The organism is Bacillus thuringiensis, assembly GCF_001182785.1.
Taxonomy (GTDB): Bacteria; Bacillota; Bacilli; order Bacillales; family Bacillaceae_G; genus Bacillus_A; species Bacillus_A thuringiensis_S.
In genome coordinates this window covers 44,968-60,587 of sequence record NZ_CP012103.1, presented here as the reverse complement: position 1 = coordinate 60,587, position 15,620 = coordinate 44,968, and the positions used below count along the sequence as shown (strand labels likewise).

Here is a 15,620-nt window from a genome sequence, read left to right as displayed (position 1 = left end):
TACATAGGACTCACTACCTTTTCTACTTATTTTTCGAACAGCCTTACCTCCTACTTCAGTACATACTTTGTTTTAATTGGTAAACAAATCGGTCACTGCTTTTTTGGCTGTTTCCAATTTTTGTGGTTCATTGTATTCTGTTGATATCCCCGTCATTGGGATTAATTCCAATCTATCTAGATAAAAATCAGAAGCACCTGGGTCCCTTGTCCATACTATAATTTCCAAGTCGTTAGCTGTAATGTTTCCTGCAGTTCCCAAAAGCTCTAATACTTTAAATTGATTATACTTCACATTGTTAGAGTCAAATCCAGTATGGCCCCAAGAAGTATCTGGAGATTGATAATTCCCTAATTTAAAATATACCTGCCCACCACCACTAGCACCTGAACCTGCACCTGCATAACGTATACGAATTCTAAAATTAGCTGAGCTATCGGAGGATTGGAAATTAAACTTATAAGAAATTCCGACGCCATTTCCTAATCTGACTAAATCTCCCCCTATAAATCCTGGTCCCTTTCTTAGCTGGAATGAAAGTGGTAGTTTAGATGCTTTTGTAGCAGGTATTAAATTAATCTTAGTTGTTGATAAATAGTTTCCTGTAGGATCGACATCAACATGAGTCCATGCAAAAGATGAGCCCTTATTTCCAGGAAGAATTATATCTGATAATCGATGACTAAAATTAGTATGATCTAATGGTTTATCGTCTTTAGGTGGCAAAGAGACCGTAGTAAAAGGACCTAAATTATTCGTACTTCCAGCATAATTATTTGTAAATGCGTTTGAAGGAGTCTTTTTCAAACCTATATTTCGTGGATAATCATTCTGTATACCATTTACACCAACTTCAAAAACCGATACATTTGTCGGTATATCTGCATCCACTTTTTCGAATACTGATTGTCCGATTATAGGACCATCAACTAGATCGCTAACGCCTATATTTTTATAACGATTTTGATTTCCAATAAATCCAGCATTTTGAACAGATGCCACGTTAGTAAATAATCTTGAGTTGACTAATTGTCTAACATGTGATGGTGGGACTGTATATCTATTTTCATCATCTGCAATTGAAGAACCTGGTGAGAAATTAACAGGATCGGTATATATTTTTCGAGTGAGAATTTCTCCTTGCAAAGCTAAGCTATATATGCGAGGATTTAAAATTGAAAATTTAGCAACTACATCCAAAACAGCAAATGTCATAAGTCGTCGGTATTGATTATAATCAAACCATGTTTTACCTGAAGTAGTTTTAATGCGGTTTAGCTCTGTATTATACGTTAATTCACAATAATCCGCATACTCAGCGGCCTTAGCATTAAATTCTTGGTCATGTAAGTCTCCAGGGTCTGGTTTAGCTAGTCCCCATTCATTCGCAAACAGGACACCATCTCGTAAATGGAGTAAATGAAGACGCGCCGCTTGTGCATAAACTGGTAACAGTAATGCTTCATAACCTGCCGGTCTGAATAAGCGCATTGCTGTTACAAAAGCACCATTTACTGTGTGGAACCTAGCGGCAACCGTAGCTATAGCATTGCCATCTGTAGGATGTAATCTCCAATAATCAAAAGCTGATTTAAAATATGCTCTTTGATCTTCTAAGGCTAGAAGTTCTGAAGCCGCTCTTCCTCTAACATAAGTCTCTATTTCTCTTTTTAGTAAATTTTCTGTAGCCCCCATAAGCTCGTTGAATACATCTGGACCTTGACTAGGGAACAAAATAGACGTTAAGGCTGCTGCTATGGCTGCTCCTGCTGATATAGCACCAAAAGTTGGAAGTGATATTAATCCTGTTAAAGAAGCAGCAGCGGAGAAGAGAATTGGAAGAACAGTTCTCCATTCTTGATCAAGGGGACTAATAGGCACTTGTTCATTATTTTTATTATCTGCACACATAGCTAACCATTCTTTATAGTTCGTATTTCGCATAGGCATTTGTGGATTATTTGCTAGTGGGTACCGAGGATAACGAGTAGACATATTAGAGTTGTTTCGTGAAGCATCCAATATTTCATATTCATTTTTATTTTGATATGAATTCATATCTTTCACTCCTTATGTGGTCCTTATTTTTAAGACACCTATTAAATATATGCTAGGTGTCTTTCTATATATTCGTAGTACCCCAATGTATTCCTGTAACAATGTTTCTACAAATAAACCCATTATTTTTGGTGAAAGTATTGATTTTTGGGACCTTCTCTAAATGTATTGCATGTACTTATTAAAGCCTCAGATTTCTGTAGAACAATTTTTTTGTTGTTTTTAAGGGTGAGGAAAGAGGCATTCACTTTTATATGAACAAAATTCACACTTGGATGTTTCTTCCCATCCCTCGAAAAAAGAGAGGGATACTAAATAGAATGTTGTAGATATCTAATTATTCGTCATTGAAAGAAATTGTAGAAAATAAATCCGAACATGCATTGGACTTATTTTACTTTTTCTAGGGAAAACCGAATTATGGGCATTTTACCTGTGTCCAGAAAATTGTATGTTTCTGGACACGTTAATATGGAACAAAAAATTATAGGATTTCTCCTTTTTTCATGTTCAAAAACCCTGTAAACTTATCTATGTTCAGATAAATATATAGAATTAAGTTATTGAACAAAAGGAGGGAAAAAGGAATGAAGGTTGGATATGTTCGAGTATCTACAATTGATCAAAATTTAGACTTACAGTTTGATGCTTTGAAATCTTATGGATGCGATAAAATATTTCAAGATAAATTAAGTGGGGTTAAAGATAAAAGGCCAGGCTTAGAGGAAGCGCTTCAATATGTACGTCCTGGTGATTCCTTGGTAGTTTGGCGATTAGATCGCTTAGGTCGTACTATGCGACATCTTATTCAGATTGTTAATGAATTAAATGAACGAGGGATTAGTTTTTATAGTGTTCATGAAAATATTACAATGGATCGTTCAAGTGCTACTGGTCAACTTATGTTTCACTTATTTGCATCTTTTGCGGAATTTGAACGTAACTTGATTCGTGAACGAACGGAAGCTGGTAGAATTGCTGCACGAGCAAGAGGGCGCTTTGGTGGTAGACCAGAGAAACTAAAAGACAAGGAAATTGATATGATACAAACCCTTGTTGCCAATAAAACTCCTATTAAAGATGTAGCTCAAATGCTTGGAGTCTCTCGTACTACGGTTTATCGATATTTAAATAAATAGGAGGAAATAATATGGTAACAAGGGAGCTTCTCACTTCATCACAAAGGGCGTATTTTTATGAAATTCCTGAATACATGGATCAACGGGAGATATTGCGTTATTACACAATATCTGATGAAGAATTACAGATTATAAATAAACAGCGTGGAGCCCCTAATAGCGGTACGGCAACGATTTCTTCTTTTTGGAGCCACTTACAAAATTAAAATAAGAATCTGTAGCTAAAAGGTTTTTTTAACGATCTTTTAGATACAGATTCTTATGTAGAGATATATTGCATATTATGGATAATCAATTTAAATTATATGAATTTTCCGATATAATGAATTCATATTAAATAATAAAGGAGTCCTACAATGCAAAATATATTAGACCAAGCCAAGACAATATTATCTTCAGATGAAAAAGTTCTAGATTTTTTACATGGATCTTTAGACGTTTTTGAATTTAGGCATCCTGTACGCCCTGGAGTATTAATTGCTACAAATAAAAGATTATATTTTTACGGTCCTGATTTAGTTGGTGATGCATGGGTTAATGAATATTTTTATGAAAATATATCAAAACTGAAGGAAAAAAAGAATTTATCTGGTGTACCCAGTATACTTTTTTGGAATAAAAACGAAAGAGTAGGCATCAAAAATATTCAAAGCAAAAATCTTAGCGAATTTATACAGATAATTCGTGATAAAATAATCAACGACTAAACAGATTCTATGCTAAAATCATGTCAATAAAAATCCGATTTCTATATTCTAGGAAATCGGATTTTTTAGTTCCTCTAAATCGTTTACATAATAATCAGAACTTCTAAGTTTTGACTCCTAATTTAAGGACCAGTAAAATAAGGGCGCTAGCCAGTGTCATAATTTATAGTCAAAATTAAAATGAAAAAGAGGTTATTCAAGAGTATTTACTTTGAATTAGGATCTAGAGAATCAAATAGCAGTATTCTAAATGAACTAATCTCTTACTTTATGCCTGTGAGTGGCTCCAAAAAGAAAGAATCGTTTCCGTACCCCTTAGCGTGGTTTTTTACCGAAATGCTGGCGGGACACCTAATAATAATACTAAAAAAGGACTTAATTTCCTCATAAGGATTAAGTCTTTTTTTATCTCACCTTTATATAAATATAAAACAAAATATAAAAACACTTAGCCTATTTTTTGTTTTTTTTTGGAATACCTAATTTCTTAAGTTGATGGTCATGTATGATGACCCCTTATAATATAATTTAACGGTATATAGTTTGGTGGTTCATAACTTCCATTAAGATATCTGCTATTAATTTTCCATTTTCGAAAATAATTTGGTTTTTAGTGTATGGATCTATATACTGTCCCAATCCTTTACTCAACATAATTTCCAGTTCATTATTATCTAAAATTCGACAAGATAGAATGGTAGGGTGTTTACTAAAAGCTCGATAAAAGTTTAATGTTTGACTTAAAGAAGCGGCAAGCGGTCTAAGCATTTCATCATAGTAAGGAACCATATCTTCAGCTATTTTTTCGTTTAAGATAAAATCCATTCCATCATCTTTTATGTCAAATCGAAATAAAAAAATCAATATATTCCTCTCCTTTAATAGCATACAATCATTTTTTATATAGCAAGTGTAGAGATTGCTTGTTTGTAGATTAGTTGTTGTTTACCATGAACCATCATTAAGAGGGTAAATTTATCTGTTGCAAGGATCTGCCCACGTACTGGAACGCCATTCTTTAAATATACAGTAACTTCCCCTTTTTTTTTCTTTCAATTGTTCATACATATCCTCTTGTAAATTAAACATGAAATGCGCCCCCTGGTTTCTTTGTATTTACTTTTCTTCTAATACCTGTTGCCTTTCACTGTTGGATATTTGTGATTCCCATTCACTTTCTATTTTTCTAAACCATTTTCCTATTTTGCTTAGATAATATTTTTTTACTTCACCATAAGGAATCCAAATTTCACGTTCCTGTATTTGATTCATCACTTCATGAAGAATCTCATCATGTTCATACTTTTTAGGTTTTCTATGATGTGTTTTTACAAACTGTGTATATTCTCTACGTAACCAATTAGAAATATGTTCTTTTTGTTTTTGCTTGAGATGTGACCATTTTTTATTTGTTTGAAGGATTTTACCATTTACTTTTATATGGTTTTTCATCGACACTCATCCCCTTTTACGAGCAAAACGAATATATCACTATCGTATCACATTTAAACCGAAATACCGCTCTAAGTACATATTTCGCAAGAAATCTATATGAAATATAAACATTATCTCCATTTCACATAAAATGGTATCCAAAAGAGACGAGACCGAATCTATTTAGCGAAGTAATTAGGCACAAAATTAAATGTAGACTATTGATTATGTGTTTTATTTTTATTAAAAATTACGGTACGTGAAATTTTATATCACCTTGCTAAAAAAGCCCCCATAGATCTTACACCTATGAGAGCTACCTAAGGGTATTTAGACTTTCGACTCCATTCTATTGTAACAGGCTTTCACCATACATGAGAAACATAATGAACCAAAAACAGACAATCATAATAAGAAACTCTTTAACCCCTTGCTGAAAGGAAATACGCCCTTCTTCCATTCTACATGCCCCTTTTCTCTACAACTTTTTATATGCTAAAATATAGAGGGAAGAAACCTGCCAATTTCTTTCCCAGACGGTCACTCATGACTTTGCTCTTTGTTTGCTTTTGCAAATGAAGAGCTTTTATTTTGCATACTTATGCTTACTTTCTAACATCGCATAACGCAATAGCTTTAATTTTGTCTCCCTTTTCAATGCTTTCCACTCAGATACACCAATTTTCATTTTCCATTCCTCCAATAATTAAATTTGTTATTTATATAGCTTATAAGTTCCAGTTGTAAATCTTTCTAATTTGTTTATCGCTAAATCCTTCATGGACAGCGAATATTTCTGGAAAATCGGAGAGACACAAATCAATAATTGTATTATCAGTTGTTCTTATATAATAATACTGAACAGCCCCTTCATAATTCGAATATAAATAGTATTTATTAATTTTATAATTTAATCCATTTTTCTCTAATACCTCATAAAGCTTATTTTTAGTTTCATCCATTACGTCAAAAATGGTTAACTGCTCCATTATTAACAGCTCCTCATTGCGTAAATTTACTAAACTAACTCTAAGAACAAGATTGTTTCATTATGCTCATTGGTATGCACATTAAACTGTTTTCCTGTAGCTTCTAATGCACTAAAAAGCATTCTTTTATATCCTTGATCCATAAAATCTACACTTATTTGTCCATGATTCATAATAAATTGAAGATCAGCCATCATCTTTTTAACTTTCCGTTCCATATAATAACCTCCTCAATAAAGTTATATAACTTATATAACTATTCTATTACTCGTTTTCACAGTTGTCAATATAAGTTATATAACTTATAATTATTTTTATAGAGGAGGTTGTAATATGGCTGTTAATAAAGACAAGTACACTCAAATTTTAGTTACTTTTACAAAAGAACAAGTAGAACAAATAGAAAATTATTGGCATGAAAATAAGCTGAAGAACCGAAACGAAGCAATTCGTCAGATCGTAGACAAAGGGTTAAGTCGTAAATAATGGCTACCCTTTTTATTTTTCCTAAAAACCTAAAAACGCATTTAAATTCCCTCTCTCCCTTTACATGCATTTTTATAACAAATACGAATTATTATATTAACAACTCCCCCAAAACCTCATACAAGCAAATCTGAAGGTTCGTTTTTTAGTTAAACTGATTTTTTCATGTATTCTTTAAATAAATAAAAAAAGAGCCGAATTTTCATCACAGCTCATGAATTAATTGGTTCTGTATGTGTACATGTGGGATATTGTGAACAGCCAAAAAACTTATTACCTGTTTTATTCGAGTTCCGAATGACTAAATCATGTTTACATATGGGACATTTCCGTTCTGCAGGTTTTACCCCTTGATACACATCTTCAGCCGAATATTCGGGATTGATTTTATTAATCAATTTCTGAAGTTCTACACGATCTATTAGTTTTACATTGCAAGCTTCTGCTAATTCTGTCGCTTGTCTTGTATATACACTGTTTGTTACAACCCAGCCCTCGTGTGCTTTGTAATAAGCTTGTGCTGCATATATCTCTTGTACGGCACTGATGCCGACTCTATTTTTCATCCCGTAGCGTTTCGCCTGGATTACAATACGATTCTTCCCCTTCAATACCAAATCCGCTCCGAAATCATTTGACTGCTTTGTAACTGTTGGAGAATAACCCAACTCTCGAAAGAGAGCTTTTAGGTATACCTCGAATTGATGTCCGTCCATTTTGTCTATATAGCGAATACCAGACTTAGCCATTCGCTTTAATATTCTTCGCTCCTGGATCTTCCGGTACATGAATTTACAAATACGAAAAAGAACATAAAGGATAAAACCATACATCAAAATTTGTAATATGTTTGGCATTTCTGGTAGATTAGACACTTCGCTCCACCTCTTTAATTGGTTTCATTTTCTTTGGTTGGGCTGTTTCTTTTGCCTGTTGCTCAGTCACTTGTTTCTTTCGGACATCGTTCCAATCTTTTTCATTCATTGGAATATCCTCTTTAAGATCGACAAAGCATTTCATTGTCTGAATGAAGTCTTTCCCAGCCTTATCATTATCAACTGCCATTATGACTTCTTTAATATCGTGCCCTTCTTTTTTCGCATCCATTAAAGATTGAATCACTGTTTTCGACTTCAATCCATGCATAGAAACCAGACGAGCGTTTTGGATATTATTTTGTTTAATACTCCAATGAGATAACATGTCGATTGGATCTTCATAAAAATAAATCTTATCCGGTTTACCTACATCAACCGTAAAACCTGCATGGATTTTTTCATAATTCGGGACAATTTGCTTAAAACTACCCCTTTTATTCTCCATTTTGACCGTACCTTGACGGTTCATTCCAATGACTTGCCCTTTGCCTCCCTCTTCCCTCCATTTGAACACCACGTTATTTTTCTTATCCTGGGCGATGAGATCCTTTTTAATCAGCCAGTTTACTAAACGAGGATTAATTTTCCGTTCATGAATTAGATATTCTTTAATCTCTGTTTGCTTATTTACTTCCAGGTGTTTGGGATAACTAAAAGGCCGCTGCTCTTTTTTGCGCTCCTCTTCAGCTTTTGAACGATCAAACTCTTTGTAGTCCCCCTTCTGAATGTCCATCACAGCTTGTGGAAATGTCATTTCATAGTACATCATGGCAAAGCTAATCGCTCCATATCCTTTTTCCCCTCGACTATTCCAGGCGTATTGATTCCCTTTAATGATGAGACTGTCATGCTCCGTATGACGATAATAGTTCCCCTCTTTCTTAAACGCTTCGCCTTTTGCTTCCAGATATGAAATCAAGTCAACTTTTCTTGCTTTCATCGCATCCTCCGCACTGACATATGCCATTACGGAATCCCCCCTTTACTCTATAAAATGAAATAAAAAAGAGGACTATTCCGTTTCCTAGTCCTTTTCTCTTAATCTACAATTTCAGCTTTATGGTTCTGTTTCTTGATCCTCAGCTTTTTCACAATTCTTTGACCAAATATCAACAACATATTCAAAAAGACAGCTACAAGAAACATACAGCCGCAAACAGCCATACATTCATGGCATTCTCTCCTTTCGTTCTATAGATAAGAAAGAGGGCTTTTCCTTTTACCCTCTTTCATTTTTAGATATAAAAAAATCACTCTCCGTTATCTCAATTGAGTAACAAAAAATGATTTAATCTGGTGTTCCTGTTATAAAATTTTTCATCGTTCCATTTCCATTGTTTCTCTTTTTCTACCTGATTTCTTTGTAGTTTTCGACTGCTCTACATTACCAGGATCTATTTCCTTATCTTTTTCTTTATCATTTGTTTTTTTTCCATTCAATGGCTGAAACTTTTTATCAAAATCCATTTCCTTTGAAGTTGTAGACTGATTCACTGTTATTCCTTCTTTTCCAAGCTTCTCATCCACTTGATTTTCTAATTTCACTACGTGTTCCTGGCTTACCAGCTCATTATCAATCGAAACATATTTCGTTGTATAATACCGTTCTTCAGCTTTTACACGAGTGACAATGCTATCAATATTATCTGGTGTCTCTTCATATTGTGAACGTCTGTATGCTTCGAATTTTCGGCTTAAATCTTTATCTAATGTAGTTGACTCCTTTTCTTTTAAAGGCTGAATTTGTTGATCTAGAGAAGCAATAGGTGCATATCCATCTGTCTTCATTTCTTTATATAATTCCACTTCTTTTTCATTAAAAGAGTAATCTTTTTGTGCCTCCGCTTTATCAACTAAGAGTCCATATCGTTCATCTTTTACGATTTCATCTAGACTCATATTTACATCTTTTTCATAAACAACAAATGACAAATTTCCTCTTCCATCAAAGATAGAACTTTGAACCTTTTCATATAAATCTGGTTTCAAAATGTTATCTAAATAGACGTTTTCTCGTTTCCCGTTCTTTTCCATGAGTGAAACATATAAATCGTCCCGATTTGTTGAATCTTGATTCCATACAGACAAATAATTTATATCTTTCGTAACGGCATCCATCATGTGGATTCTTGCCAGTTCTTCATCTTGCATACCATTTGCTAATACTTCAATTGTAACTAAGTGGTTGGGTGTCTCTTTCGATTTTTCTAATGGATTTTCTTGTACTTTTTCCATCGGTATTTCTTTGTTATTTCTATGGTTCACCACCTCATCTCGTAACGCTTGTTTTACTTCATCCGATAAATGCCTTTTCTCGTTTAATACTTGTTCATACGGTGTCTTGTAGTCCCCATCCCCCATATTCATACGATCCATACTCACAAGCTCCATTCTTCCAAAATCTCTATCGACTTCTTTTGGAATGGCAATATGATAACGAGCTTGATCGTAAGGGATGGTTTCACCTCTTTTTCTAGCTTCTTCCCTTGCTTTTTCAATACTTGAAATAACTTCAGCCATCTTTTCATTGGCTTCTCCAAATGGGATCAGTTGATTATTCTTAAAAGTTTCATTGTCGCTCCATTGAACTAGCATAGTTGGACGATTAATTTCATTTTGATTTATTGCTGCAAACTTTTCTTGATTCGCCTCGTTGAATGCATCAATAAATTCTTTATCACTCAATTTTTCTGCACCTTCTATTGGTTCAAACGCATGATTCCTATCTGCTTGTTCCCTTAACTCTGCAACAGAAACAAGCTCTTGTGTCGTATTACTTAAGCTCATGTATTCCACTAGTAAAATATTTTTTTCATTCTGTTTTTCATTTAAAAGATTAGGTTGAGCATTTTTTTCTAGTCCAATTGGTGCAAGTATTTTTTCTTCTACATCTTCATATTCAATCGTTGTATAATAACAATAACCATTCCCATCATCTAAATCTAAACCTTTATAACTTGCCTCTTCTCCTACTATATATCCATCTATATATCCAGGACCATCAACACGAAAAACCAATTCATCGTGCTGTAATGGCTTACCTGTTTCTTGGCAATAAATCACTTCTGATTCAGATTTAGGATATAGTCCTTTATATTCAATCTCATTATTCATTACTTCTTTATGTGCTGTTGAAATTTGGTGATTAATTACATTCAAAGCCAAACTCACTGAATTTTGAAACCAAAAATCCTTATGATTTTCTTTCACATGCTCATTAACACAATCGACTTTTAAACGCTTTTCACGATCTAACGAAACCTTAGCGATTGGTATATCATTGAAACTATCTTCTAACAAATCAGCTTCATAATATGGCTCTAATGTATCCACAATTTTTTTAAATGTATCTTGTTCTCTGTTTGTACCAAATTCATAAACAATCTGTTCCATCTCCCCTAAATTCAAACGAATATTAGGATTTATTTCTTCTAATACACGATTATCTTCTGAAAGTTGAATTTCATAGTTTTCCCAATGTTTTTCAAAATTTAATCCAAGCCTTTCATTGATAAGTCGCTGCGCATTTTGTTGGATGCCTGTTAAAACCTCGAAATTGTCTCTTACATTTCCATCTTTATTTTCAGACACTTGTTTTGCCATATAATCTACTCCTTTTTCGTTTGTTTTTTCTTTTTCCAACGAGCTTTCAATTGTTTCAATAAATTCAATTGAAGTTTCATGTACTTCTTTCAACAACTTCGTTTTATCTTTCATTTCTTTTCCTTGTGTCCAGCTCGCTAAATATCCTAATGAATATTCGCTTGTATCAATCCCAAAATAAGAAGAAACGGCATAAGCTGTCATTTCTGCTTGAAACTCTTTTTCTGGTGCTGTGTAATGCATATGTGTCTCTGCGGTATGAAGTTTGGCATGCGCCAATTCGTGAAGAAGTGTTTTTACATTTTGTAATTCACTGTTTCTAGGATTCAAAGCAACCTCTTTTGTTAAGGTGTAACTAACTCCCTTTGCAACCCCAAGTTCTTGCTTCGGCTCAATAATTTTCACACCGTTTTTTTCCGCAATGGCTTCCATTCCCTTGTACAAACTCTTGTAATCTGTTACGCTCCCGTCTAGCCAACGATTCGGAAAAATACGAGGAAGATCTTCCGCTTTTGCGTTTGTTTGGGACACATCAAACACATGACCGACAGCAAAATATAAACGACCAGGCATCACTTCTACGCTTTTAGATTCAATTTGTTTTTTCTCTTGCTCACTCGCCTTTGTAACGGATTTCCATGTCCCATCTTTATCTTTAAATTTTGCTACCGTTCGGTTTGGAACAAGGATTTTAATTCCTTTCTCACCCTTCTTAACCGGAAATCCTTTTTCTTTCCAAAAAGAAAAGGAACCAACTGCACTGGCTCCCTGGAATTGACTCTGTATTAATGAAATATTAGATGGTGAATAGTGATAAAACTTTGCCATAAACGTTAAATACTCTTTCAAACCTCCCGGTGTACGAAAATAACCTTCTACACTTTTTTCCATCTTTTTTGTTAAAGCTTGCACCGCTTCTTTCTTTTCTTCTGGTGATTTCGTTTGGTACTTTTTCTTATAACTTTTACTCATGATCTTCTCCTACTCTTTCACTTGCTTTTTGTAATTCCTCCATTTCCTCTTCATTCCATCTCTCAGCTGTATCAAAGAAAAGCTCATGAGTTTTCACATTAACTGGAACTAACATATTTTCTTGATTCATGACATGGACTGCAAGTTCTTCCTCTTGTTCTCGTGTAATTTTGATTGTTAGTTCTTCCTCTTTTACAAGTAAAACAAGTTCACCTTCTCCAACCTCTTTAATGACTCCTAATGCGATATCTTCACGAAATAATAACATCCTACTAACCTCCTGTTTTTTTATAAAAAGAAACAATGTAGCTTACGTTACATTGTTCTTTGATGCCTCATGATCTAAACGTTTTTGTCTTGCGTTACTAATCCGTTCCGCTACGACTTCTTTTGCCATCTTTACACCCCCTACTTCAATTTTATCTGTTGTAATAATACTCTCTAAATCCAAGTCATTAGCAAAAAAGTATCCATTTAATAACTCAATTAAAACCTGTGTGTTTCTATCCGCACTATTTGCACCAAGACGAATTTTTGTTAGTTCACTTTTTAACACATCATGTAAGTTTTTTGATACCACTTCCGTTACATAATTTAACGACCATTCTGTATTTTTTGCCGCTTCATGCTCCTTGCAAATTCGTCCCATTGCTTCGCCTGTATATCGAATTCCGTGTTCTTCCATATAATCATTTATATAATCTTCTGTCGCTTGATCCATCGTTACCTGTCTTCTAATTGTACTCATTTAGTAACCCCTTTCATTTTGATAAGCACTCTCTTTTTGCATACGCTCATAATACTTTTGGTTCTTCCAACTTTCATATTCACTTTTAAAAGCGCCTTCCACTTTTCTCATAGAATACTGAATAGATACATTCTGCTGAAATTTTCGAAATGACTTTGATTTTTTCATGTGATGGATTCTTTTTTGTTCTTTATCATATGCCTTCATTTCTTGTAAAAAAGCGTTACCCATTCTTTTATATAGGTCATTGATTTTATTCGTCTTGTAATTTTCATATTGCTTCTTATCATACTTTCCTTCCCCATATGCTTCTTTAAAAACTTGCACTTCTTTATCTAACTTTAGGAGAAACTTATCGTAATCTTTTTTATGATGATGTTGAATATACCGACTGCTTAATTCATCAATTTGTGGCTTTAATGGTTGAATCGTATTGTAGCTATATTGCCACTGTCTTTTATCACTTGGTAACTGTTTATAGATTTGTAAAAACAATGGTTTCAAATGTTGATTACGCCAATCAAAAACGGAATCTTCTTTTTTCCTTCCCACCATATTGTTTCGAATCAGATCATTAATTTGTTTTTGCTCCTGCTTACGATCTAACAGATTATTTACGACTTTACCCTTCATCGCATCTAACGTTTTTGGTTTTCTTTTGCCACGTTCTCTCGTTGGAAATGGTTCAACAATTGCCACATGAATATGAATATTATCCGTATTAAAATGAATGGCTGCCGACCAAATAGAGCTTTTTTCCACCCCCTCTCTTTTTTGCATTTCCTTCATCATAAGCCTTGTTACATCCATTAACTTTTTCTCATCCAACGTTTTTGTTTTCTCATCATAAATTCCTTGTTTCTCTAGCCAAGGATTATGAAAAGAAATGACATCTTGCCACATGATACTTCCATTCTCATGAGCGGTTTTAAACATTTCCTTTAAGGACTTTTTCTCACTTTCTGTTAAGCGATTTGCGTGTTCCGTAAATAGTGCCGATGTCTTTTCTGAATTACCCATATAGTCTTGATACGTTTCGAACATTTTCGGATTCAACTTTACTTCACTTTTCGCTTCCTCCCGATCTACATAATCAATATAGTTCTGAAACGCATCGGAACTTGGTAACACAAATTTCGTTTTTAAAACAACACCCGGTGTGACGGAAGATTGAACAGAAACCTCATTACTCATTTTCAACATCCTGCATCATCATTTGAATAAACTCATTCATTTTTTCCATTGCGCTATAACAATCACTCATCATATGGATATTCTTTTCAATGAGATTTTCTAATTCCATTTCCCTTTTATTTTGTTGCTGAAAAAATGCCAGCATTTCAATTTGAGCTTTCAAAAATTTTTGTCGGGATATTCCCTTTCTCTTTGCCATTTCATCTATTTTCTTTAAGGCAACTGGATCTATATCTCTTATTTTTAGATTCACAATTTCGGCTCCTTTCTGCAATTCTGGGTAGAGATCAAAAAATAGTGAGAAGAGCATAAGGGGTTTCTGCCCCCACCGAGGGTGTGGGGCTAGGTGGAGCCTAGCGAAACGATGGGGGCAAGAAAATCCTCTAGGTGAGTACTCACTGATGACACAAATTAAACTGATGAGTACTCACTGACGATACAAAAACCAACAGATGAGCACTCAGTGAGTACTCAAATATCACTGGTGAGTACTCACTGACGACATGACTTTTTTTACTTTTTATTAATTTCTTGTGCCTTTTGCTCTAACTTTTTGATTTTATCTCGTGCAATTTTTTGTTCTCCTTTAAACAATTCCACGTTCTTTTCTGATGATTTTATTTTTGATTCTAGGGATGCTATTTTTGATTGTGTTTCCGTTTTTTCTGCTTCCGTTTGGTACTTCATTTCATCTTGTAATTCTTTTACTTTTTCATAAACTGTCTTCGCATTTTCTTCTTCCAGTTTGATTGCTTTCCCATAATTTTTTATCTTTGTTTCAATATCTTTTTTGTCTCTTTCTATAAAATCTAGCTCATATGTTTTTTTATCTTCAGCTATCAATTCGTCATTCGCTTTTGTTTTTCTTTGATCGGTAAAAATCGTCTGAACTAATTTATTCGGACTTTTTGTTGCTGCATTTTCTTCTTCAGCTTCGTTCACATCTTGTGTGAATTTCCGAATATCTATTTGTTCTTTTTCACCGTTTTTATTGTAAATATCGAAAGCTAACGCTCCCCAATTCGGAGATAAGTCTTTTACTTCTACTACGTATTTTCCGTTCTCCTCATACAATACTTTGACAGGTAATTGAACACCTGGATTTGCTTTTTGCTGTGCTTTAAATGTATATCCTGTCTCTTCATAACCCTCTAATCGAAAGTAAATTTGTATAAAGTTTTTGTGTGGATTGTATTCCCTTTTCTCTACAATCAATTTCCCCATACCCGACAACTTAATTACTTTATTTGTCTCTGTATGGAATAGTTTTTCATCGTTTGGCATGTAGATTTTTGATGTCAAGAAAGCGAAAAAACCCAAAAATAGAAAGCTGATAATTGTTAAGTAGATCCACGACTTATTTTTTCTTAGATTGATTCTTTCACTCTTCTTACCAATCGCTCCTATCACAC

General features: G+C 34.0%; 16 protein-coding genes and 2 pseudogenes. 4 read left to right on the top strand and 14 right to left on the bottom strand.

Annotated elements, in window-relative coordinates; genetic code table 11:
- Nucleotides 1-72: 72 nt before the first annotated feature.
- Nucleotides 73-2,058, bottom strand: coding sequence for an insecticidal delta-endotoxin Cry8Ea1 family protein (locus AC241_RS31800; RefSeq protein WP_050845711.1), 1,986 nt, complete (start codon nt 2,056-2,058; stop codon nt 73-75).
- Nucleotides 2,059-2,645: 587 nt separating this feature from the next.
- Between AC241_RS31800 and AC241_RS31795 the strand changes: the two genes are divergently transcribed.
- The 3 genes and pseudogenes from AC241_RS31795 to AC241_RS31785 all read left to right on the top strand — a co-directional run bounded on the left by AC241_RS31795 (nt 2,646) and on the right by AC241_RS31785 (nt 3,904).
- Complete coding sequence (locus tag AC241_RS31795; protein WP_050845710.1) at nt 2,646-3,197, top strand: recombinase family protein; 552 nt, start codon at nt 2,646-2,648, stop codon at nt 3,195-3,197.
- An 11-nt stretch (nt 3,198-3,208) separates the two neighbouring features.
- Nucleotides 3,209-3,355, top strand: a pseudogene (locus tag AC241_RS31790) (DUF4158 domain-containing protein); the annotation flags it as partial.
- 198 nt (nt 3,356-3,553) lie between these two features.
- Nucleotides 3,554-3,904: a PH domain-containing protein gene (locus AC241_RS31785; RefSeq protein ID WP_050845708.1), complete on the top strand. Its 351-nt coding sequence runs from the start codon at nt 3,554-3,556 to the stop codon at nt 3,902-3,904.
- A gap of 528 nt (nt 3,905-4,432) precedes the next feature.
- Here AC241_RS31785 and AC241_RS31780 read toward each other — a convergent pair.
- From AC241_RS31780 to AC241_RS31765, 5 genes and pseudogenes are all read right to left on the bottom strand, one after another.
- Nucleotides 4,433-4,768: a hypothetical protein gene (locus AC241_RS31780; RefSeq protein WP_080990965.1), complete on the bottom strand. Its 336-nt coding sequence runs from the start codon at nt 4,766-4,768 to the stop codon at nt 4,433-4,435.
- A gap of 35 nt (nt 4,769-4,803) precedes the next feature.
- Nucleotides 4,804-4,993 (bottom strand): annotated as a pseudogene (gene hfq / locus AC241_RS34175) (RNA chaperone Hfq).
- A gap of 27 nt (nt 4,994-5,020) precedes the next feature.
- Nucleotides 5,021-5,356, bottom strand: coding sequence for a hypothetical protein (locus tag AC241_RS31775; protein ID WP_050845706.1), 336 nt, complete (start codon nt 5,354-5,356; stop codon nt 5,021-5,023).
- Nucleotides 5,357-6,066: 710 nt separating this feature from the next.
- Nucleotides 6,067-6,327 carry a cupredoxin domain-containing protein gene (locus tag AC241_RS31770; RefSeq protein ID WP_050845705.1) on the bottom strand — a complete coding sequence of 87 codons (261 nt, stop codon included), beginning with the start codon at nt 6,325-6,327 and terminating at the stop codon, nt 6,067-6,069.
- A 29-nt stretch (nt 6,328-6,356) separates the two neighbouring features.
- On the bottom strand, nt 6,357-6,545 hold the full coding sequence (locus AC241_RS31765; protein ID WP_017674542.1) for a hypothetical protein: 189 nt from the start codon (nt 6,543-6,545) through the stop codon (nt 6,357-6,359).
- Nucleotides 6,546-6,660: 115 nt separating this feature from the next.
- Here AC241_RS31765 and AC241_RS35075 point away from each other — a divergent pair, with 115 nt between their 5' ends.
- Entirely contained in the window at nt 6,661-6,813 is a 153-nt protein-coding gene (locus AC241_RS35075) for a ribbon-helix-helix domain-containing protein (protein WP_000290205.1), read from the top strand.
- A 212-nt stretch (nt 6,814-7,025) separates the two neighbouring features.
- On the opposite strand, the gene AC241_RS31760 is transcribed toward AC241_RS35075, so the two are convergent.
- From AC241_RS31760 to AC241_RS31725, 8 genes are all read right to left on the bottom strand, one after another.
- Nucleotides 7,026-7,688: a restriction endonuclease gene (locus AC241_RS31760; RefSeq protein ID WP_050845704.1), complete on the bottom strand. Its 663-nt coding sequence runs from the start codon at nt 7,686-7,688 to the stop codon at nt 7,026-7,028.
- Nucleotides 7,681-8,658: a DUF3991 and TOPRIM domain-containing protein gene (locus AC241_RS31755; RefSeq protein ID WP_050845703.1), complete on the bottom strand. Its 978-nt coding sequence runs from the start codon at nt 8,656-8,658 to the stop codon at nt 7,681-7,683. The genes AC241_RS31760 and AC241_RS31755 overlap by 8 nt, the downstream gene beginning before the upstream one ends.
- Before the next feature lie 350 nt (nt 8,659-9,008).
- Nucleotides 9,009-12,266, bottom strand: coding sequence for an LPD25 domain-containing protein (locus AC241_RS31750; RefSeq protein WP_050845702.1), 3,258 nt, complete (start codon nt 12,264-12,266; stop codon nt 9,009-9,011).
- Complete coding sequence (locus tag AC241_RS31745) at nt 12,259-12,534, bottom strand: hypothetical protein (RefSeq protein WP_000923991.1); 276 nt, start codon at nt 12,532-12,534, stop codon at nt 12,259-12,261. The genes AC241_RS31750 and AC241_RS31745 overlap by 8 nt, the downstream gene beginning before the upstream one ends.
- 42 nt (nt 12,535-12,576) lie before the next feature.
- The gene (locus AC241_RS31740) at nt 12,577-13,014 is read right to left on the bottom strand and encodes a hypothetical protein (RefSeq protein WP_050845701.1); all 438 of its coding nucleotides are present in this window, start codon (nt 13,012-13,014) and stop codon (nt 12,577-12,579) included.
- Nucleotides 13,015-14,208 (bottom strand): MobP2 family relaxase, encoded by a 1,194-nt coding sequence (gene mobP2, locus AC241_RS31735; protein ID WP_050845700.1) that lies wholly within the window; start codon nt 14,206-14,208, stop codon nt 13,015-13,017. It lies immediately after the preceding gene.
- Nucleotides 14,201-14,461 (bottom strand): hypothetical protein, encoded by a 261-nt coding sequence (locus AC241_RS31730; RefSeq protein ID WP_002104153.1) that lies wholly within the window; start codon nt 14,459-14,461, stop codon nt 14,201-14,203. Before AC241_RS31730 ends, mobP2 begins: the two co-directional genes overlap by 8 nt.
- 260 nt (nt 14,462-14,721) lie before the next feature.
- Complete coding sequence (locus AC241_RS31725) at nt 14,722-15,618, bottom strand: hypothetical protein (RefSeq protein ID WP_050845699.1); 897 nt, start codon at nt 15,616-15,618, stop codon at nt 14,722-14,724.
- Nucleotides 15,619-15,620 lie beyond the last annotated feature (2 nt).